This is a genomic window from Solwaraspora sp. WMMD792 (genome assembly GCF_029626105.1).
GTDB lineage: Bacteria > Actinomycetota > Actinomycetes > Mycobacteriales > Micromonosporaceae > Micromonospora_E.
In genome coordinates this window covers 3,937,425-3,957,752 of the sequence record NZ_JARUBH010000009.1, presented here as the reverse complement: position 1 = coordinate 3,957,752, position 20,328 = coordinate 3,937,425, and the positions used below count along the sequence as shown (strand labels likewise).

Below are 20,328 nucleotides of genomic sequence, written 5' to 3'. Positions count from 1 at the left end.
CCGTTCGAGGTTAGTACCGTGCGGCCAGCCCGCCCGCTCCGCCCGCGTACTCTGGGTGGTTGATCCGGTGTCCGGTGCGGTTTGGAGGAGGTTTGATGGGTGTCCCGGCAGGCACTGCCCCGACGGCGACCGTGGGTGGCCCGACGGCCAGGTCGGTCTGGCCCCGGTTGGAGCCGCTGCTGCCTCAGGTCAGCAAGCCGATCCAGTACGTCGGCGGCGAGCTCGGCGCGGTGGCCAAGGACTGGGACGCCGCGACGGTGCGTTGGGCCCTGATGTACCCGGACGCCTACGAGGTCGGCCTGCCGAACCAGGGCGTGCAGATCCTGTACGAGGTGCTCAACGAGCAGCCCGACGTGCTGGCCGAACGGACCTACGCGGTCTGGCCGGACCTGGAACGGCTGATGCGGGCGCACGGGGTGCCGCAGTTCACCGTCGACGCACACCGGCCGGTCGGCGACTTCGACGTTTTCGGTGTCTCGTTCGCCACCGAGCTGGGTTACACGAACCTGCTGACCGCGATCGACCTGGCCGGGATCCCGCTGTCCGCCGCCGACCGGGACGACTCACACCCGGTGGTGCTGGCCGGTGGGCACGCCGCGTTCAACCCGGAGCCGATCGCCGACTTCATCGACGCGGCGGTGCTCGGCGACGGCGAGGAAGCCGTCCTGGAGATCACCGGCATCGTCCGGCAGTGGAAGGCCGAAGGGTCGCCGGGCGGGCGCGACGAGCTGCTGCTGCGGCTGGCTCGTACGGAGAGCATCTACGTGCCGCGCTTCTACGACGTGGACTACCTGCCGGACGGCCGGATCCAGCGGGTGGTGCCGAACCGGGCGGACGTGCCGTTCCGGGTGCACAAGCGCACCACCATGGACCTGGACGCCTGGCCGTACCCGAAGAAGCCGATCGTGCCGCTGGCCGAGACGGTCCACGAACGCTACGCGGTGGAGATCTTCCGCGGCTGTACGCGCGGCTGCCGGTTCTGCCAGGCTGGCATGATCACCCGTCCGGTGCGGGAGCGGTCCATCACCACGGTCGGCCAGATGGTCGCCGACGGCCTGGAGTACTCCGGTTTCCACGAGGTCGGTCTGTTGTCGCTGTCCTCGGCCGACCACTCGGAGATCGGCGACATGTGCTCCGGCCTGGCCGAGCAGTACGCGGGCACGAACGTGTCGCTGTCGCTGCCGTCGACGCGGGTCGACGCGTTCAACATCGAGCTCGCGCAGGAGCTGTCCCGCAACGGTCGGCGTACCGGGCTGACCTTCGCCCCGGAGGGCGGCTCGGAGCGGATCCGCCGGGTGATCAACAAGATGGTCTCGGAGGAGGACCTGATCCGCACGGTGGTGACCGCGTACACCAACGGCTGGCGTCAGGTGAAGCTCTACTTCATGTGCGGGCTGCCCACCGAGACCGACGAGGACGTGCTGCAGATCGCCCGACTCGCCCACGAGGTGATCAAGGCGGGCCGGGCGGCGACCGGCTCCAAGGACATCCGCTGCACGGTGTCGATCGGCGGGTTCGTGCCCAAACCGCACACCCCGTTCCAGTGGGCGTCAATGCAGCGCCCGGAGGTGATCGACAACCGGTTGCGGCTGCTCAAACAGGCGATCAACGCCGACCGGTCGCTCGGCCGGGCGATCGGCTACCGCTACCACGACGGTGAGCCGTCACTGATCGAAGGGCTGCTGTCGCGCGGTGACCGGCGGGTCGGCGCGGTGATCCGCCGGGTCTGGGAGTCCGGCGGCCGGTTCGACGGCTGGAGCGAGCACTTCTCGTACCAGCGGTGGGTCGACGCGGCCGCTGACACGCTGCCGGCGTACGGGATCGACCTGGACTGGTTCACGGTCCGCGACCGGGACGCCACCGAGGTGCTGCCCTGGGATCACCTGGACTCGGGGCTGGACAAGGACTGGCTCTGGCAGGACTGGCAGGACGCGTTGGGCGAGTACGAGCAGGATGACTGCCGGTGGACGCCCTGTTTCGACTGCGGTGTCTGTCCGTCAATGGATACTGAGATCCAGATCGGTCCGACCGGGCAGAAGCTGCTGCCGCTGACGCCGGTCAACACCGGCCTGCGGACCCCGGCGGCGGGCTGACTGGCGCGCCGCACCCATCCGGGTGAGGATGAACGACGTTCCCTACCCCTTCCGAGGAGCATCACGATCAGCAGGAAGCCACAACCGGCAGGCGGCCAGGCACCGGTCGTGCAACGGATCCGGATCCGGTACGCCAAGCGCGGCCCGCTGCGGTTCACCTCGCACCGCGACTTCGCCCGGGCGTTCGAACGGGCACTGCGTCGGGGCGGTGTCCCGGTCGCCTTCTCTCAGGGATTCACCCCGCACCCCAAGATCTCCTACGCGAGCGCGGCCCCGACCGGTGTCGCCAGCGAGGCCGAGTACTTGGAGATCGGTCTGCAGCAGCAGGTCGATCCCGACCGGCTGCGGGTGGCGCTCGACGCCGCGCTGTCGCCCGGTCTCGACGTTCTGGAGGCGGTCGAGGCGACCGGCGGCAGCCTGGCCGACCGGATCGACGCGTCGCGGTGGCGGATCGAGCTGCCCGAGGTCGATCCGGAGTCGGCCGGCCGGGCGGTGGCGACGTTCGCCGCCGCCGAGGAGGTGCTGGTGGAGCGGTTGACCAAGCAGGGCCGACGGACCTTCGACGCCCGTGCCGCAGTGGTGCGGATCGTGGTCGCCGACCGGCCCGACAACACCGACGGACCGGGTGCCGGTCCGGGCAGCGGCCTACCTTCCGAGGTCAGCTCGGTGCCGTGTGCGATACTCGACCTAGTCGTCCGGCAGGTCACCCCGTCGGTACGACCCGATGACGTCCTCTCCGGCCTGCGCGTCATGGCCGACCTGGAGCCGCCGGTGCCGCCCCGAGTGACCCGGCTAGCGCAGGGAACACTGACCGCGCAGGGGGAGATCGTCGATCCGTTGGAGGCGGATCGAGCTGGGCAGCCATCGGTGAACGCCAGCCGTGTTCCGGCCGGCGCTCAGTAAGCCAGACTTCGGCGGTCTGCCTCCGGGTCTTTCGCCCCACCGGGCCGGAAGCTCAGCGGCGCGTCCGCCGGATCACTTTTTGCGGCAACCCTGCGTGGCAGCGCTCACCCGCGCCCGGGGCGGCCAGAACTGGAGAACGTCCAATGCTCGAAAACGAGCCCGAGGGCGGGGACCGGACCGGTACCGAACCGGCCGGCGCTACCGCTGATGTGACCCGATCCACAACCGCCCGTACGACGCGGCGGCGGACCAGCAAGGCTGCGGCGGCGGCCGCCGAGCCGGCGGAGGCCACCGGCGGCGATGCGGCCGCGACCGGTGGTTCGGCCGATCCGGCACCAGCCACCGGTGAACCGGCTGCGGTGTCGCGGACCCGCCGTCGCCGTTCGACGGCAGCGGACACCACCGGCGCGGATACCACCGGTACGGGTGGCCCGGCCGACAACGCCGGCCCGCCGGCCGACTCCGCAGCGGAGCCGGCCGAGCCGGCCGTCAAGAAGACCACTCGGACCCGGCGGAAGAAGGCGGCCGAGCCGGCCGTCGTGGTGCCGGTCGAGGAGAGCGAACCCGCCCCGGGAGCAGCCGCTGCCCAACTGGCCACATCGCCGCCGGCCGGTCCCGCGACGCCGGCCGCCGAGCCATCCCCGGCCGCCGAGCCGCTGGCCACCGAACCGGCGCCGACCCGGGCAACCAGGCGGTCGGCGAAGTCCGGCTCGGCGGCGAAATCCGGCTCGGCCACCGCCGCCTCCGACGCGGAACCGGGAGCCGCCGTGGACCAGCCCGGCCCGGCGACCGACGACGCCGCTGCGACGCCGGACGCCGCGCCGCCGTCCCGCCGCCGCAGAGCGGCAGCCGGCCCACCGGTCGTACTGTTCATGGCGCCCGATCCGAAAAGCCCGCCGGTCGCCACCGACGCCGGTCAACCGGCGCCAGCGGAGGCCGCTGTCCGGGCCGTCGACGGTGCCGAGGCGGCCGGCGAGGACGAGCCGGTGCGGCGGCGTCGGCGGGGCCGGCGTAGCGCCGACAGCGAGCCGACGGCCGAGGCCGTCACCGAAGCAGCCGAGGCGCCGCAGGAGCAGCCCGCTGCGGCGACCACCGACACCGACACGGACGACGATGACGACGACACGCCGGCCGGCCGGCGCCGTCGGCGGCGTGGTCGCCGGGGCCGGGGCCGCGGCAAGGGCGGCGCGGAGGAGGACGACGCCGACACCGGCGACGAGACCGAGGCGTCCGCTGACAGTGGGTCGGCCGACGACGCCGACGCCGACGGTGATGGCGACTCCACGACCCGCCGGCGGCGTCGGCGGCGCCGCCGTGGCTCCGGCGACGCCGAGTCCGGCGCCGAGGACGGCGTGCCGACCGTCGTCAAGATCCGTGAACCGCGCAAGACCGTCGACGAGGTGCAGGGCGTCACCGGGTCGACCCGGTTGGAAGCGAAGCGGCAGCGCCGTCGGGACGGCCGTGAGCAGCGGCGGACCCGTCCGCCGATCCTCAGCGAGTCGGAGTTCCTGGCCCGGCGGGAGGCCGTCGACCGGGACATGGTGGTGCGCCAGCGCGGTGACCGGACCCAGATCGCCGTGCTGGAGGACGGCGTCCTGGTCGAGCACTACGTCACCCGGGCCTCGTCGGGCACCATGGCCGGCAACGTCTACCTCGGCAAGGTGCAGAACGTGCTGCCGAGCATGGAAGCCGCCTTCGTCGACGTGGGGCGTGGCCGCAACGCGGTGCTGTACGCCGGTGAGGTCAACTGGGACGCCACCGGCCTGGAAGGTCGGTCCCGGTCCATCGAGCAGGCGCTGCGTTCCGGTGACTCGGTGCTGGTGCAGGTCACCAAGGACCCGATCGGGCACAAGGGCGCTCGGCTCACCAGTCACGTCGCGCTCTCCGGCCGGCATCTGGTGTACGTGCCGAACGGCAACGCCTCCGGGATCAGCCGCAAACTGCCGGACACCGAACGCAAGCGGCTCCGGGACATCCTCAAGAAGTTGGTGCCCGACGGTGCCGGGGTCATCGTGCGGACCGCGGCCGAAGGCGCCAGCGAGGACGAGCTGTCCCGCGACGTCAAGCGACTGCAGGCACAGTGGGAGGACATCCAGGCCAAGGCGGGTTCCGGCGGCGCGCCGACGCTGCTCTACGAGGAGCCGGACCTGGTCATCAGGGTGGTCCGGGACCTGTTCAACGAAGACTTCCGCGAACTGGTCGTGCAGGGCGACACCGCGTACGAGATGGTGGAGTCCTACCTCGCGCACGTCTCGCCGGACCTGCTGGCCCGGCTGCGCCGGCACGCCGCGGTGGCGGACGTGTTCGCCGAGCGGCGCATCGACGAGCAGATCCTCAAGGGCCTGGACCGCAAGGTGTTCCTGCCGTCCGGTGGTCACCTGGTGATCGACCGGACCGAGGCGATGACCGTCATCGACGTGAACACCGGCAAGTACACCGGCGCCGGCGGAAACCTGGAGGAGACGGTCACCCGTAACAACCTGGAGGCCGCCGAGGAAATCGTCCGCCAGCTACGGCTGCGCGACATCGGCGGCATCGTGGTGATCGACTTCATCGACATGGTGCTGGAGTCGAACCGGGAGCTGGTGCTGCGCCGGCTGACCGAGTGCCTGGGCCGGGACCGCACCAAGCACCAGGTCACCGAGATCACGTCGCTGGGTCTGGTGCAGATGACCCGTAAGCGGATCGGTGCCGGGCTGCTGGAGGCGTTCAGCGAGACCTGTGACTGCTGCAAGGGCCGCGGGCTGATCATCCACACCGAGCCGGTGCCGGAGAAGCCGCGCTCGTCGGGCGGTACTGGGGCCGGGGACCGGGCGAAGGCGGTCGCCGCAGCTCCGGCCAGCGGTGGCGGTACGGGCGGTACGGGTGGTGCGACGGCCGGCGGCGGTCGCCGCCGGGGCCGCAAGGCCAACCAACCGGCGGACGATACCTCCCCGGCGCCTGATGTCACCTCTGAGCCTGATGTCACCTCTGCGCCCGACGTCACCGATCCACCTGACGTCACGGCTGTGACCGGGGCGGACCAGCCAGATGAGCCGGCCGACGTGGTGGTGGTCGCCGGCGTCGCCGAAGCCGACGCGGCGGTGGCGCAGCCTGCGGTACGGGAGCCGGCGGTGACGGAGCCGACGACCGGTCCGGCCGAGGCTGCCCCGACCACCACCGGCGTGATCAAAGTTCCCGTCGCGGCAGCGCAACCGCTGGTCGATCCGACCGCGGAGGACGAGGACGAGACGATGGGCTACGACCTGTCCCGCTACGAGGTGGATCCGGTGGTCGAGAACGGCAACGGCGCGGCACCGGTCCGCCTGGCCGGGGCGGACGATCCCGACCTCGCCGATGACGACGATGACCAGGACACGTCCGCGGCCGATCACGCCGCCGGCGGTCGGCGGCGGGTCCGTCGCAGCGGGGGCACCCGCCGCCGGACCCGTCCCTGACCGGGGTCGATTTGAGGGTTGCCACCGGCATGGCGTACCCTTGCCGGTGGCGCACCCGGTGCGCCAGGTTCCCGCGTGCCCGTGACTGCTCAGTCCGAGACCGCCGCGTCCGTTCCCCACGGCGTAGCCGACGGTCCACCGAGCTGCCACGAACACCATCCGCCAGCGACAAACGACAGGAGTCCGCGTCCGATGTACGCGATCGTCAAGACCGGCGGCAAGCAGTACAAGGTCGCCGAGGGCGACGTGATCGAGGTCGAGAAGATCACCGGTGTCCCCGGTGACGCGGTGACGCTTCCCGCGGTGCTCCTCGTCGATGGCGACGACCTGGTGACCGACGCGACCAAGCTTGCCCAGGTCGCTGTGACCGGCGAGATCGCCGCGCAGACCAAGGGTCCGAAGATCCGGATCCACAAGTTCAAGAACAAGACCGGCTACCACAAGCGCCAGGGTCACCGTCAGCCGCTGACCCAGGTCAAGGTGACCGGCATCTCGAACGGGAAGTAGGCACCAGCCATGGCTCACAAAAAGGGCGCGTCCAGCTCGCGGAACGGCCGTGACTCCGAGGCCAAGCGTCTCGGCGTGAAGCGGTTCGGTGGTCAGGTCGTCAGCGCCGGCGAGATCCTGATCCGTCAGCGTGGCACCAAGTTCCACCCGGGTGACCTGGTTGGCCGGGGCGGCGACGACACGCTGTTCGCGCTGGCCGCCGGCTCGGTGCAGTTCGGCACCAAGCGCGGTCGCAAGACGGTCAACATCGTGCCGGCGGCGCAGTAGCATCTGCCGTACAGCGCCGCCGCAGGCAGGCGCCCTGGCGTTGCTGGCTGACGCTTGTCGAGCAACCTGACGAGCGGGCTGCGGACCAGAGGTCCCAGCCCGCTTTGTCGTGTCCGCCGGTCCCTCCGGCGGCAGTGGAGAGGATAGGGCCGTGACGACCTTCGTCGACCGGGTTGTACTGCATGTGCTGGCGGGGAACGGTGGGCACGGCTGCGTCTCGATCCACCGCGAGAAGTTCAAGCCGTTCGGTGGACCGGACGGGGGCAACGGCGGGCACGGCGGCAGCGTCACCCTGGTCGTCGACCCGCAGGTGCACACCCTGCTCGACTTCCACTTCCGGCCGCACGCCAAGGCGGAGAACGGCAAGGGCGGGGCGGGCGGCAACCGGGACGGTGCCAAAGGCGCCGACCTGGTGCTCAAGGTCCCGAACGGGACGAGTGTGCAGAGTCTCGACGGCGAGGTGCTGGCCGATCTGGTCGGCGCCGGCACCAGCCTGGAGATCGCCCGGGGTGGCCGGGGCGGCCGGGGCAACGCCGCGTTGGCCAGCGCCCGGCGCAAGGCCCCTGGCTTTGCCGAGTTGGGCGAGCCGGGCGAGCAGCTCGATGTCGTACTGGAGCTCAAGAGCGTCGCCGACGTGGGTCTGGTCGGTTTCCCCTCGGCCGGCAAGTCGTCGCTGATCTCGGTGATCTCGGCGGCGCGGCCGAGGATCGCTGACTACCCGTTCACCACACTGGTGCCCAATCTCGGGGTGGTCCGGGCCGACGAGCACACCTTCACCGTCGCCGACGTACCCGGGCTCATTCCCGGTGCGGCCACCGGCAAGGGCCTCGGTCTGGAGTTCCTGCGGCACATCGAGCGGTGTGCCGTGCTGGCCCATGTGGTGGACACGGCGACCCTGGAACCGGGGCGGGACCCGCTGGCCGACATCGACGCGATCGAGGCGGAGCTGGCCGCGTACGGCGGTCTGGCGGACCGTCCACGGCTGGTGGTGCTGAACAAGATCGACGTACCGGACGGCAGGGCAATGGCCGAGCTGGTCCGGGACGACCTGGCGGCGCGCGGGCTGCGGGCGTTCGAGGTCAGTACGGCGACCCGGGAAGGGCTGCGGGAGCTGACCTACGCCCTGGCGGAACTGGTCGCCGCCGCCCGTGCGGCCGCCCCGGAGCTGGAGCCGACTCGGATCGTGCTGCGGCCGGCGGCCGTCGACGACGCCGGATTCACCGTCGAGCCGGTCGCCGACGGCGGGTACCGGGTCCGGGGATCCCGCCCGGAACGCTGGGTACGGCAGACCAACTTCGACAACGACGAGGCGGTCGGCTTCCTCGCCGATCGGCTGGCCCGGCTGGGCGTGGAGGACGCGCTGGCCAAGGCGGGCGCCGAGCCGGGTGCGTTGGTGCGGATCGGCTCGTGGGAGTTCGACTGGCAGCCGAGCCACTTCGCTGACGTCGAGTATGTGCCGAGCTCCCGTGGCACCGATGTCCGGCTGGAGGAGCAGTCGAGCCGGGCCAGCGCCGCGCAGCGGCTGGCGGACCGCAAGGCCCGCCGGCAGCGGCCAACCGAGGACGACCCGGACGGATCGAGGTAACTGGCTGTTACCAAGCGGGTTGGTGGCAGTTGAACGTCGGGTTGTCGGAATCAGGCCTGATCCCGGCCAACTGGACGAAACCTTCGGGAAACGCGCTTTGTCTATCGTGACTGAGTGTTGATCGAGCGCCGTCTGCCTACCGACCCGGAGGTCGCCGCCCTGATCATGACCCAGCAGCGCGAGCTGGCTGAGGCGGAGCGTGCCGGCCGACCGGTCGACCCGGTCGGGTACCCGGTGCACGACGACGCCCGGTACCTGGTGTGCGTGCTGGACGGGCGGGCGGTCGCCTGTGGCGCCGTCCAGGCGCTGGACGCGCAGACCGCCGAGATCAGACAAATGTACGTACGACCGGCCTACCGGGGCCGGGGGATCGCACGGCACCTGCTGACCGCGCTGGAGGAGTCGGCGTACGCGGCCGGGCACACCGTCTTCCGACTGGAGACCGGCAGCTACCTGCCGGTGGCGCTGCACCTGTACGCGTCGGCGGGCTACGCCCGGATCCCGGTCTACGGCGAGTACGTCGGCAATCCGTACAGCGTCTGCTTTGAAAAGCGGGTTCCGGTCGCCGCGGCCTGACCGTCCTGGCTCATGGTGCCCGGCGAGGCGGACGGGGTGGCCGATCCCGGGCGAATGGTGGACGATGTCGGGTCATGAGCGATTCGCCGGTTCTGGACAGCCCCGAGGCTATCGATGCTCATCTCGCTGCGGCGATAGAGCGGTGGGAGCGGGGTCGGCGCGGGGTGCGGTTCGTTCTCTGTGACGCGGAGGACCGCGTGCAGGTCCACTGTCCGGTCGACGACCTGCCGGCGCGGCTCGACCCGGACGACTGCGCCCAGGCGGTCGGGATCTTCGCCAACGCGCTCGCGGAACGGGCGGGTGACGGCTCGATGCTGGTGGTGCTCACCCGGTCCGGTTCGAGCGCGGTCAGCGACCCGGACCGGCTCTGGTTCCACACCGCGTACCACGTGTGCGGGCAGGCCGGCGTGCGGCTGCTCGGCGTACACCTGGTGACACCGACCGACCAGCGGCGCATCCTGCTCGACGACGCGCTGTAGTCCTGGTCCGACCCGCCTGCTGTAACCGGTGTCTCTCGGTCCAGGAGTGTCAAAGATTGTCGCCATCGTCGCGGCGATGGTGGTACGGATCGTGGTGGAGATGGCGGCACCCAGCGAGACGTACCAGATCGACGTCCGCGACAAGGACATCAACCGCCGGGGCGACTACGTCGCCGGGCTGATCCTGTCGGTCGGGATGGTACTGCCGCTCGGGCTGACCCTGGCCGAGCTCGACCATTTCTGGATCGTCAACGCCATCTACGCGGTGTTCGTGGTGTCGATGTCGGTCGGCGCGATCGTCAAGATCGTCGCGTACCGCCGGGGGTGGTGACAGGTGGGCAGACCGACCAGGGTGACCAATTCGATCCGGGCCCTACGGTTCGCCAACGGTGAGATGACCCAGGCCGAGCTGTTGTGCGCGTTCGCGCTCAGCATGTCTGCTGTGCACGTACGTGCACATTCTTCGGGTTGTGCGCGTACCTGCACAGCGGTGGCTCTCCGGCGAACGCGAATCCTGTCCGGGCGGCTGATGTAACGGCGCCGTGAGCCATGGCGGTCGAGGAGTCCAACCGTCGGCCGGGTCGGGTTCACCAGCCTTGGCACCTTCAGTCGCACGTCCACGATGTCGTCGGCGAGTCGCCGACGGCGTACCGTCGTCGGGCCGCCCCGCACGTGTCGTCATGCGCTGGCTGACCGTCCGGGTGCCCGGCGACGATCCGGACCGGATCATTCCCTGGAGAAGCCCAGCCCACCGGCGATGGACGCCGGCACCGCCGAGCAGGTGCGCGAACTGATCGCCAAGGGGACGAGTGCATTCACCGTCGGCTCCACCACCGACGACGCCCGCAAGACCTACGCCGAGCTCAAGGCCAAGGGCGGGCGAGCTCAGGCATTCGTACGGCATCGACTTCGGTGGCCGGGACCCGTTCGGCAGCCAAGATCAGTTGATGTAGAACCGGACGACACGCCGGCAGCCGATCGGCGAACAGGTGCGGTGGTGCGGGTCGCTATCGGCGTACAGGGTTTCGTCCCACTTCCACGGGTTGGCCGACACTGCTGTTCAGCGTTGGTGTGCGGGGAGTGCGTCGAGCAACGCCGACCACGCTTGGGCCTTGACCAGCCCTGTGCGGTCCACTGTCACGCACCTCCGGCCAGCCGAGTGGTCAGGTCGCGCTGGCCCGGGCCGCCGCGACCGCCGAGTCAGTCCAGGTCGAACTCGCCGTCCTGGGCGCCGGCGACGAACGCGTCCCACTCGGCCTGGGTGAAGACCAGGATCGGACCGTCCGGCTCGGCCGAGTTGCGCATCCCGATCAGATCGTCGACGAACGCGATCTCGACCGCGCCCTCGGACGCGTCGCCCTCGGCCCGCTGCCACACCGCCCGCGACAGGTCGAAATCGCCCTTGGGGTGCTGCGCCATCGTCGACTCCTTCGATACTGGAAACAGATACTGGTAACACGCGCGGGACATGTCGGGCGGTACACGCCCGGTTACCGGCACAGGCTAACGCCCGCCGCCCCGGGCGGGTGCGGCAGGATGGTCGGATGCCGAGCCTGACCCGCGTCGAGGCGGCCGAGCGCGCCGAGACGATCACCGTCGAGTCGTACACGATCGACCTCGACCTGACCATCGGCGACACCGAGTTCGGTTCGACCAGCGTGATCGAGTTCCGGGCCGCGCCGGGAGCCGCGACGTTCGTCGAGGTCGCCCCGGCGAAACTGACCCGGGTACGGCTCAACGACGTCGACCTCGACCCGGCGAGCCTCGACGACAACCGGGTGCCGCTGACCGGGCTCGCCGGGCGTAACACGCTGACCGTCGAGGCGCGGATGGCGTACTCCAACTCCGGGCAAGGGCTGCACCGCTTCGTCGACCCGGCCGACGGTGAGACGTACCTGTATGCCATGTCGTTTCTGGACGACGCGCCGCGCGTCTTCGCCTGCTTCGACCAGCCAGACCTGAAGGCACCGGTACGGCTACGGGTCACCGCGCCGCCGCAGTGGACGGTGGCCGGCAACGGCCAGCCGGTCGGCGCGCCGGTGGACGGGCGCTGGGAGTTCGCGCCGACGGTGCCGCTGGCGACGTACCTCGTGACCCTGATCGCCGGGCCGTACCACGCCCGCCACGCCGAGCACGACGGCGTCCCGCTGTCGCTGTACTGCCGGCGTTCGCTCGCCGCGTACCTGGACGCCGATGCCGAGGAGATCTTCACGATCACCCGGCAGTGCCTGGACCGGTTCCACGAGCTGTTCGACGTCCGGTACCCGTTCGGCGGCTACGGTCAGGCGTTCGTGCCCGAGTTCAACGCCGGCGCGATGGAGAACCCGGGCCTGGTGACCTTCCGCGACGACCACATCTTCCGGTCGGCGGTCACCGACAGCGAACGCGAGCGGCGGGCCACCACCATCGCTCACGAGATGGCCCACATGTGGTTCGGCGACCTGGTCACCATGCGGTGGTGGGACGACCTGTGGCTCAACGAGTCGTTCGCCGAGTACCTCGGGGTGCGGGTGACCGCCGAGGCAACCCGGTTCACCGACGCCTGGACGACTTTCGGCATCCTCTACAAATCCTGGGGGTACGCCGCGGACCAGCGCCCGTCGACCCATCCGGTGGCGCCGGAGGAGGTCGCCGACGCAGAGCGGGCGTTGCTCAACTTCGACGGCATCTCGTACGCCAAGGGCGCGTCGGTGCTGCGCCAGTTGGTGGCCTGGCTGGGCGACGAGCCGTTTCTGGCCGGGCTACGGGCGCATTTCGCCGCCCACCGGTTCGGCAACGCCACGCTGGCCGACCTGCTCGACGCGTTGACCGCGGCGAGCGGCCGGGACCTGTCCGGCTGGGCGGAGCGGTGGCTGCGGCAGGCGCAGGTGAACACGATCCGGGCCGAGACGGTCGTCGACGAGGCCGGTCGATACCGGGAGGTCGTCCTGGTGCAGACCGCGCCGCAGCGCCATCCGGTGCTGCGTCCGCACCGGATCGGGCTGGGGTTGTTCGACGCCGAGGCGACCGGGGACCGGCGGATGTCGGTGCGGCGGCGCTGGCTGGCGGTGGACCTGGCCCCGGACGTCGACGGCGGGCGGACCCTGGTGCCGGCGCTGGTCGGCGAGCCGGCGGCCGACCTGCTGCTGGTCAACGACGGTGACCTTACGTACGCCAAGGTGCGGTTCGACCCGGCGTCGGCGGCCGCGCTGCCGGCGATGCTGCCCGGAATGACCGATCCGCTGGCCCGGGCGGTGTCGTGGACGGCGACCCTGGACGCGGTACGTGACGCGCAGCAGCCGGTGGCCGACCTGGCGGCGCTGATCGAGCTTGCCCTGCCGGCCGAGACCGTGGTGGTGGTCGTCGAGGACGTGCTGCGGCTGAGTCGGTCGGTGATCGACCGGTACGCCCACCCGGTGGACCGTCCGGTGCTGCGGTCCCGGCTCGGCGCTGCCTGCACCCGGCTGCTGGCCGTGGCCGGGCCCGGCACGTCGGTCCAGTTGGCCGCCGCCCGGGGGGCGATCACCGCCAGCGGGGACGCGGACTGGTTGCGCGGGTGGTTGACGGGGCGGGTGGTGCCGGCCGGGTTGACGGTCGACGCCGACCTGCGCTGGCTGCTGCTCTACCGGCTGGCAGCGTGCGGCGGTGTCGGCGCGACCGAGATCGACGACGAGGCCGGCCGGGACCGTAGCGCGGCCGGTGAGCAGTGGGCCGCGAAGTGCCGTGCGGCGGTGCCGGACCCGGCCGCCAAGGAGCGTGCCTGGCAGACGATCGTGACCGACACCAGGCTGTCCAACCGTCTCGTCGAGGCATACGCGGAAGGGTTCTGGCAGCCGGAACAGATCGAGCTGACGGCGTCGTACGTCGACCGGTACTTCGTCGATCTGCCGGCGGCGACCCGGCGCCGCACGGCGTGGCTCGCCGACCGGGTGGCGGAATCGGCCTTTCCACAGTTCGCGGTGAGCGAGCGGACCCGGGCGGCGGCGACCGCGATGCTGGCCCGCGACGATCTCACCGCCGGGCTGCGCCGGGTGGTCACCGACGCCACCGACGAACTGGACCGGGCGTTGACCGCTCGGCGTCGGTACCCAGCTGCGGCCGGAGCCGGACCGGCGTAGGCGGGGATCGCTGTAGGCAGAATTGATCGCAGGTACAGAGCGGGAGCTGGCACCCGATAGTGTTGCCTACGCCACGCGACAGCCCGGCTGGGTAGATCATCGGCATACGATTCGTCGATGGACGATGGCATCCGTCGGGTCGGCATCATGGGCGGCACCTTCGATCCGATCCACCAGGGTCACCTGGTCGCGGCGAGCGAGGTGGCCGAGCGTTTCGCGCTCGACGAGGTGGTCTTCGTGCCGACCGGGGATCCGTGGGAGAAGGCCGGGCTGACTGTCACCCCGGCCGAGGACCGGTATCTGATGACCGTGATCGCGACCGCGTCGAACCCGACGTTCCAGGTGAGCCGGGCGGACATCGACCGGCCCGGCCCGACGTACACCGTCGACACGTTGCGCGACCTGCACTCGGTGTACGGGCCGAAGGCGCAGCTGTTCTTCATCACCGGCGCGGACGCCCTGGAGAAGATCCTGTCCTGGAAGGACACGGATACGATGTTCGAGCTGGCCCACTTCATCGGGGTGACCCGGCCGGGGTTCGAGTTGTCCGCCGCACACCTGCCGGCCGACACGGTTTCCCTGGTCGAGGTGCCGGCGATGGCGATCTCGTCGACCGAGTGCCGGGCGCGGGTGGCTGCCGGCAAACCGCTGTGGTACCTCGTGCCGGACGGGGTGGTGCAGTACATCGCCAAACGTCGGCTGTATGAGACGGAATCTTCGGGGGAATGACTCCTCAGTGTCATATTTTGGGTGTTATATCCGCATTTCCTGGCTGGTCGAGTGTGAGAGGCTAGAGCAGCGAAGCTGTCTAGCTGAAGGAGTGTTGTCGAGGTGATCCGATGAGCGCCTCAGAGCGCGCGCGGGAGCTGGCCCTGACGGCCGCCCAGGCCGCCGCCGACAAGAAGGCGCAGGACATCGTCGTCATCGACGTGGCCGACCGGATGGCGATTACCGACGCCTTCGTGCTCGCCTCGGCGCCCAACGAGCGCCAGGTGCTGGCCGTCGTCGATGCCATCGAGGAGAGCCTGGTCCGGCTGCCGGACAAGGCCAAGCCGATCCGGCGTGAAGGCGACCGTGCCGGCCGGTGGGTGCTGCTCGACTTCAACGACATCGTGGTGCATGTCCAGCACACCGAGGAACGCGAGTTCTACGCCCTCGACCGGCTCTGGAAGGACTGCCCGGTCATCCCGTTCGTCGACCGCGACCTGGTCGAGGCCGAAGCCGGGGCCACCGAGTGACCCGATTGATCGTCTGGCGGCACGGCAACACCGACTGGAACGCCGGCGACCGGGTGCAGGGCCAGACCGACACCGCGCTCAACGACCTCGGCCGGGCCCAGGCCACCGCCGCCGCGCCGCTGATCGCGGCGCTACGACCGGACGCGATCGTCGCCAGCGACCTGCAGCGGGCCGCCGACACCGCGGCGGCCCTGGCGGCGCTCACCGGCCTTCCGGTCCGTTCCGATCCCCGGTTGCGGGAGCGGCAGTACGGGCTCTGGCAAGGGCTCACCATGCCGACCATCGCGGAACGGTTCCCCGCCGAGCACGCCCGCTGGCGGGCCGGCGATCCGTCGCCCGGCTGTGCCGTGGAGAGCCTTGACGACCTTGGCAAACGGGTCGGGGAGGCGTTGCAGGACGCGGCTGACGCGGCGCCGGGCGGGACCGTGGTGGTCGCCACCCACGGCGGGGCGGCCCGGCAGGGCTGTGGCCATCTGCTCGGCTGGGGGGTCGCGGTGCTGCGTACCGTCGCGCCGCTGCAGAACTGCCACTGGACCGAGCTGCGGTACGACGAGTCGCGTGGCTGGCAACTGCGGGCACACAACGTCGGGGTGAGCAGCACCCGGGACATCCCCGCCCCGGTCTGACCCGACAGCCGGTCTGACCCCACCGGTGGCCTGGCCCGGCACGATTGCCGATGATCAGCTAGCGTGCCGGCATGTCCGTCGCGGTCGTGACCGACTCCACCGCCTACCTGCCGGCCGATCTGGCGCAGCGGCACCACCTCACGGTGGTGCCGCTGACCGTGCTGGTCGACGGCGTCGAACGCCGGGAAGGCCTCGATCTGACCCCGACCGAGGTTGCCCACGCGTTGACCGTGCGGCGGTCGACGGTCAGCACCTCGCGACCCGCGCCCGAGCAGTTCGCCGAGACGTACCGGCGACTGCTGGGCGCCGGTAGCTCCGGGGTCGTGTCGGTGCACCTGTCGGCCGGGCTGTCCGGCACGGTCGCGGCCGCCGAACTGGCCGCCCGGCAGACCGGCCCGGACCGGGTCGCGGTGGTGGACAGCGGCTCGACCGGCATGGGGCTGGGCTTCCCGGCGCTCGCTGCGGCGACGGTGGCGGCTACCGGGGGTGACCTGGCCGAGGTCAGCGCCGCCGCGACCGCCGCAGCGGCCCGTACCCGGACCTTCTTCTACGTCGACACGTTGGAGCATCTGCGGCGCGGTGGTCGGATCACGGCAGCGTCCGCGCTGCTCGGTACGGCGCTGGCGGTCAAGCCGATCCTGCACGTGCAGGACGGTCACATCGTGCTGCGCGACAAGGTACGTACCGCCGCCCGGGCCCTGGCCAAGCTGGTCGACCTCGCCTGTCTCGCGGCCGGCGACGCGTCGCGGGTCGATGTCGCCGTGCACCACCTCGACGATCCAGACCGGGCCGCCGCCCTGTGTGCGGAACTGACCTCCCGGCTGGGTGACCGGCTGCAGGACGTGCACGTGGCGCAGATCGGGGCGGTGGTGACGGCACACGCCGGCCCCGGTCTGCTCTCGGTCGTGGTGCACCGGCGGGCGGGCTCCTGACCGCCGGCCCATAGCAAGATCCGGGTCCGGTACGGGGCATTGTCCACAACGCGCCGGTCGTCCACAGCCCGGCCGGCAGCCCGGTCCGCCGTCCTGGCCGGCGGCCTAGCTTCTGCACGTGACCGACGACGACACCGTCCAGCGGCGGCTGGCCCTGCTGGCCCACGCCGGTGGCGGCCTACTGACCCACGCCGGTGGCGGCCTACGGGCGCCGGTAGACCCCGACCGCCCGACCGGCCGCGACCGCGGGGACCCGACCGGCCGCAGCGGTCCGACCGACCGCGAGCGGGCAGATCCGGCCGGATCAGGCGACCCGCTCGACCTCGACGACCCGGCCTTCTCCGGGGCGACCGCCCGGCTGCCCGCCTTCGACCCTGGCCGGCGGGGGGTACGGGCGCTCGCCGCCGTGGCTGTCGTGGTGGTCGCCGTCGCCGCGCTGCTCGCCTGGCGGGCGCGACCCCGGGTCGAGCCGGTGCCGTCCGCCGACGGCGTCCCGGCCCAGACCGCCCCGGTGCCGACTGCGGCCGGTGGCCCGAGTCCTGAGGGCCGGCCCGCTGCGGCTGGACCCGGGACGACCGGCACCGGTGGACCGACACAGCTGATCGTCGCGGTGACCGGTCGGGTCCACCGGCCAGGTCTGGTGACCCTGCCGGCAGGTTCCCGGGTGGCCGACGCCCTGGAAGCAGCCGGTGGTGCACTGCCCGACACCGACATTGCCTGGCTCAATCTGGCCCGCCCGGTCCAGGACGGCGAGCTCGTCGTGGTCGGGGTCACCCCGCCGCCGGGAGCCGTGACCGGGCCTGCCCCTGCCGCCGGCCAGCCGGGCGGGACCGGCAAGGTCGACCTGAACGCCGCCAGCCAGCAGCAGTTGGAGACGCTGCCGGGGGTCGGCCCGGTGCTCGCCCAGCGGATCATCGATCATCGTGAGCGGGTGGGCGGGTTCGCGTCCGTCAACGACCTGCGCAAGGTCAGCGGTATCGGCGACGCGCGATTCGACCAGCTACGCGAGCTGGTGACGGTGTGAAGACATCCGATGACAACCGGGCCGGGCCGCCGGACCTGCGGCTGGCCGGATTCGCGGTGGCCTGCTGGCTGGCCGCCTTCGCCGTGGTGTGCGGCACGGCCGTGCTGGCGGTGGCACTGGTCATCGGTGGCGTGACGCTGGTCGGCCTGCTCGGCGTCTACCTGACCAGGGGTACGGGCACCGGCCGCAGCCGGCCTGCCGGGCCGCCCGGCAACGACTCCGACCTGCCCCGGCTGACCAGGTGGATGCACGCGTACGGCTGGCTGGCCATGGCGGTGGTACTCGGGGTCGTCTGCGGTGCCGCCGCTGCCGGCGCACGGGTGGCGGCGCGTGACGCCGGGCCGCTCGCGGCACTGGTCGACGACCGTGCGGCGGTCACCGCGGAGCTGGTGATCCGCGACGATCCTCGACGGGTCAGGTCGGCGGTGGCGGGACCGCCGCTGTGGCTGGTGCCGGTCCGGCTGGCTGGCCTGTCCGGCTCGCCGGCCGTCCGGCCCGACCACGGCGTCGCGGGTCGACTGGTCGGTCCGGTGCGGTTGCTCGTTCTCGGCACCAGCAACGGCTGGGACGGGCTGCTGCCCGGGCAGCGGGTGCGGGTCGCCGGCCGGTTGGCGCCACCGCGCGGTGGTGATCTGACTGCAGCCGTGCTGTCCACCGGGGAAGATCCGACGCCGGTCGGGTCCTCGAGCTGGGCGCAGCGGGCGGCCGGTGTTCTGCGGTCGGGCCTGCAGCGCGCCTGCGAGCCGTTGCCAGACCAGCCCGGTGGCCTGCTGCCCGGTCTCGTCGTCGGCGACACCAGCCGGCTGGATCCTGCGGTGGAGGAGGACTTCCGGGCGACCGGGCTGACCCATCTCGTCGCGGTGAGTGGTTCCAACGTCGCGGTCGTCGTCGGGTTCGTCCTGCTCGGGATGCGCTGGTGCCGGGCCGGTCCCGGCCTGACAGCGGTCGCGTGCGCCGTGGCGCTGGTCGGCTTCGTGGTCCTGGCCCGTCCCTCGCCCAGTGTGGTACGGGCCGGGGTGATGGGTGCGGTCGGGCTGCTCGCGCTGGCGACCGGACGTCGGCGGGCGGCGTTGCCGGCGCTCGGCGCGACCGTGGCCGTCCTGGTCGTGGTCGATCCGGAGCTGGCTTCGGACGCGGGGTTCGCCCTGTCTGTACTGGCGACCGGTGGTCTGCTGCTGTTCGCACCCGGCTGGCGGGACGCGATGGTGGATCGTGGCGTTCCCGCTCCGCTGGCGGACGCTTTGGCGATCCCGGCGGCGGCGCAGCTGGCCTGCACCCCGGTCGTCGCCGGCCTGTCCGGGCTGATCAGCCTGGTCGCGGTCCCCGCCAACCTACTCGTGGTGCCAGCGATCGCCCCGGCGACGGTGCTCGGGGTGGCGACAGCCGTCGTCTCACCGGTCTGGCCGGGCGGTGCCGAACTGCTCGCCTGGCTCGGTCACTGGCCGGCCTGGTGGCTGGTGACGGTGGCCCGATACGGGGCGCGGGTTCCGGCGGGGTCGCTGCCGTGGCCGGACGGGGCGTTCGGTGCGCTGTCCCTCGCCGCGTTGACGGTCGTCGTGCTGGTCCTGGCCCGCCACGGGTTCACCCGTCGAGTGCTGGCGGTGGTGGCGGTCGGAGCCGTGGTCGGGGCGCTGCCGGTGCGGCTCGCCGCGTCGGGCTGGCCACCGGATGGCTGGGTGGTCGCGGTCTGCGCGGTGGGTCAGGGGGACGTGGTGGTGCTACCCGCCGGTGCCCGGTCCGCTGTGGTCGTCGACGCCGGCCCGGACCCGGCTGCGGCCGACCGGTGCCTGCGTCGTCTCGGCATCAGCCGGGTGCCGCTGTTGGTGATCAGTCATTTCCACGCCGACCATGTAGCTGGCGTCGACGGTGTCCTGCGGCACCGTCTGGTCTCGGCGGTGGCGACCACCGGGTGGCCGGAGCCGGCTGCCGGCCGGGCCGCGGTGCAGTTGGCGGCGGCAGCCCGGGGCGTCGCGGTCGGACCGGTTCCGCCTGGCTGGAGCTACCGTCGTGGCCCGGTCGAGTTGACGGTGCTCGGTCCGACCGAGCCGTTCATCGGGACCAGGTCCGATCCGAACAACAACTCCCTGATGCTGCTGGCCGTCGTGGACGGTGTACGGATTTTGCTGACCGGTGACGCCGAGCACGACTCGCAGGAAGCGCTACTGGACCGGTTCGGGGCGGCGGGGCTGCGGGCGGACGTGCTCAAAGTCGCCCACCACGGGTCGGCCTTCCAGGACGTCGGCTTCCTGGACGCAGTGGCACCCAGGGTAGCGGTGGTGCCGGTCGGTGCCGACAACCGGTACGGACATCCGGATCCGGGAGTGCTCGCCCGGTTGTCGGCGCGGGGAGCGCGGGTGCTGCGGACCGATGTCGACGGTGATCTCGCGGTGGTACGGCGTGACGGCGGGCTCGCGGTCTCCCACCAGAGAGCTGACGCGAACGCCCGTAGCGGCTGATCCGGGTGGGACGGAACACCGCAGTCAACTGCGGTGTTCCGGTGTCGTTCGTGACAGCTCGCCGACAAATGTCCCTATTATCGGAGCGTGATCGAACAGCTACTCAGC

At 71.5% G+C, this 20,328-nt stretch carries 16 protein-coding genes and 1 pseudogene; 16 read left to right on the top strand and 1 reads right to left on the bottom strand.

Annotation, left to right across the window (positions count from 1 at the left end):
• Positions 1-95 precede the first annotated feature (95 nt).
• The 9 genes and pseudogenes from O7629_RS18775 to O7629_RS18735 all read left to right on the top strand — a co-directional run bounded on the left by O7629_RS18775 (position 96) and on the right by O7629_RS18735 (position 10,178).
• Positions 96-2,093: a TIGR03960 family B12-binding radical SAM protein gene (locus tag O7629_RS18775; protein ID WP_278170699.1), complete on the top strand. Its 1,998-nt coding sequence runs from the start codon at positions 96-98 to the stop codon at positions 2,091-2,093.
• A 108-nt stretch (positions 2,094-2,201) separates the two neighbouring features.
• Positions 2,202-2,996: a TIGR03936 family radical SAM-associated protein gene (locus tag O7629_RS18770; protein ID WP_278170698.1), complete on the top strand. Its 795-nt coding sequence runs from the start codon at positions 2,202-2,204 to the stop codon at positions 2,994-2,996.
• Between the two features lie 143 nt (positions 2,997-3,139).
• Positions 3,140-5,929 (top strand): annotated as a pseudogene (locus O7629_RS18765) (Rne/Rng family ribonuclease); the annotation flags it as partial.
• Positions 5,930-6,625: 696 nt separating this feature from the next.
• Positions 6,626-6,940 carry a 50S ribosomal protein L21 gene (gene rplU / locus O7629_RS18760; protein ID WP_278170695.1) on the top strand — a complete coding sequence of 105 codons (315 nt, stop codon included), beginning with the start codon at positions 6,626-6,628 and terminating at the stop codon, positions 6,938-6,940.
• A 9-nt stretch (positions 6,941-6,949) separates the two neighbouring features.
• Positions 6,950-7,207 (top strand): 50S ribosomal protein L27, encoded by a 258-nt coding sequence (gene rpmA / locus O7629_RS18755; protein ID WP_278114042.1) that lies wholly within the window; start codon positions 6,950-6,952, stop codon positions 7,205-7,207.
• Positions 7,208-7,358: 151 nt separating this feature from the next.
• A complete protein-coding gene (gene obgE, locus O7629_RS18750) occupies positions 7,359-8,792 on the top strand; it encodes a GTPase ObgE (protein ID WP_278170693.1) in 1,434 nt (477 codons plus the stop codon).
• Between the two features lie 114 nt (positions 8,793-8,906).
• Complete coding sequence (locus O7629_RS18745; protein WP_278170691.1) at positions 8,907-9,368, top strand: GNAT family N-acetyltransferase; 462 nt, start codon at positions 8,907-8,909, stop codon at positions 9,366-9,368.
• A gap of 74 nt (positions 9,369-9,442) precedes the next feature.
• Positions 9,443-9,847 carry a hypothetical protein gene (locus O7629_RS18740; RefSeq protein WP_278170690.1) on the top strand — a complete coding sequence of 135 codons (405 nt, stop codon included), beginning with the start codon at positions 9,443-9,445 and terminating at the stop codon, positions 9,845-9,847.
• A 76-nt stretch (positions 9,848-9,923) separates the two neighbouring features.
• The gene (locus O7629_RS18735) at positions 9,924-10,178 is read left to right on the top strand and encodes a hypothetical protein (RefSeq protein WP_278170688.1); all 255 of its coding nucleotides are present in this window, start codon (positions 9,924-9,926) and stop codon (positions 10,176-10,178) included.
• Between the two features lie 869 nt (positions 10,179-11,047).
• On the opposite strand, the gene O7629_RS18730 is transcribed toward O7629_RS18735, so the two are convergent.
• On the bottom strand, positions 11,048-11,266 hold the full coding sequence (locus tag O7629_RS18730) for a DUF397 domain-containing protein (RefSeq protein WP_278170686.1): 219 nt from the start codon (positions 11,264-11,266) through the stop codon (positions 11,048-11,050).
• 125 nt (positions 11,267-11,391) lie between these two features.
• On the opposite strand from O7629_RS18730, the gene pepN reads away from it, so the two are divergent.
• The 7 genes from pepN (at position 11,392) to O7629_RS18695 (ending at position 20,220) form a co-directional block, all read left to right on the top strand.
• Positions 11,392-13,944, top strand: a complete 2,553-nt coding sequence (gene pepN / locus O7629_RS18725; protein ID WP_278170685.1) for an aminopeptidase N — start codon at positions 11,392-11,394, stop codon at positions 13,942-13,944.
• Between the two features lie 117 nt (positions 13,945-14,061).
• Positions 14,062-14,673 (top strand): nicotinate-nucleotide adenylyltransferase, encoded by a 612-nt coding sequence (nadD, locus tag O7629_RS18720; protein WP_278170684.1) that lies wholly within the window; start codon positions 14,062-14,064, stop codon positions 14,671-14,673.
• A gap of 110 nt (positions 14,674-14,783) precedes the next feature.
• Positions 14,784-15,182, top strand: a complete 399-nt coding sequence (gene rsfS / locus O7629_RS18715; protein ID WP_123602988.1) for a ribosome silencing factor — start codon at positions 14,784-14,786, stop codon at positions 15,180-15,182.
• Positions 15,179-15,808: a histidine phosphatase family protein gene (locus O7629_RS18710; protein ID WP_278170683.1), complete on the top strand. Its 630-nt coding sequence runs from the start codon at positions 15,179-15,181 to the stop codon at positions 15,806-15,808. The genes rsfS and O7629_RS18710 overlap by 4 nt, the downstream gene beginning before the upstream one ends.
• A gap of 71 nt (positions 15,809-15,879) precedes the next feature.
• Positions 15,880-16,740 (top strand): DegV family protein, encoded by an 861-nt coding sequence (locus O7629_RS18705; protein ID WP_278170682.1) that lies wholly within the window; start codon positions 15,880-15,882, stop codon positions 16,738-16,740.
• Positions 16,741-16,858: 118 nt separating this feature from the next.
• Positions 16,859-17,764 carry a helix-hairpin-helix domain-containing protein gene (locus O7629_RS18700; protein WP_347403681.1) on the top strand — a complete coding sequence of 302 codons (906 nt, stop codon included), beginning with the start codon at positions 16,859-16,861 and terminating at the stop codon, positions 17,762-17,764.
• Positions 17,761-20,220, top strand: a complete 2,460-nt coding sequence (locus tag O7629_RS18695; protein ID WP_278170681.1) for a ComEC/Rec2 family competence protein — start codon at positions 17,761-17,763, stop codon at positions 20,218-20,220. The genes O7629_RS18700 and O7629_RS18695 overlap by 4 nt, the downstream gene beginning before the upstream one ends.
• The last annotated feature ends 108 nt before the right edge of the window (positions 20,221-20,328 follow it).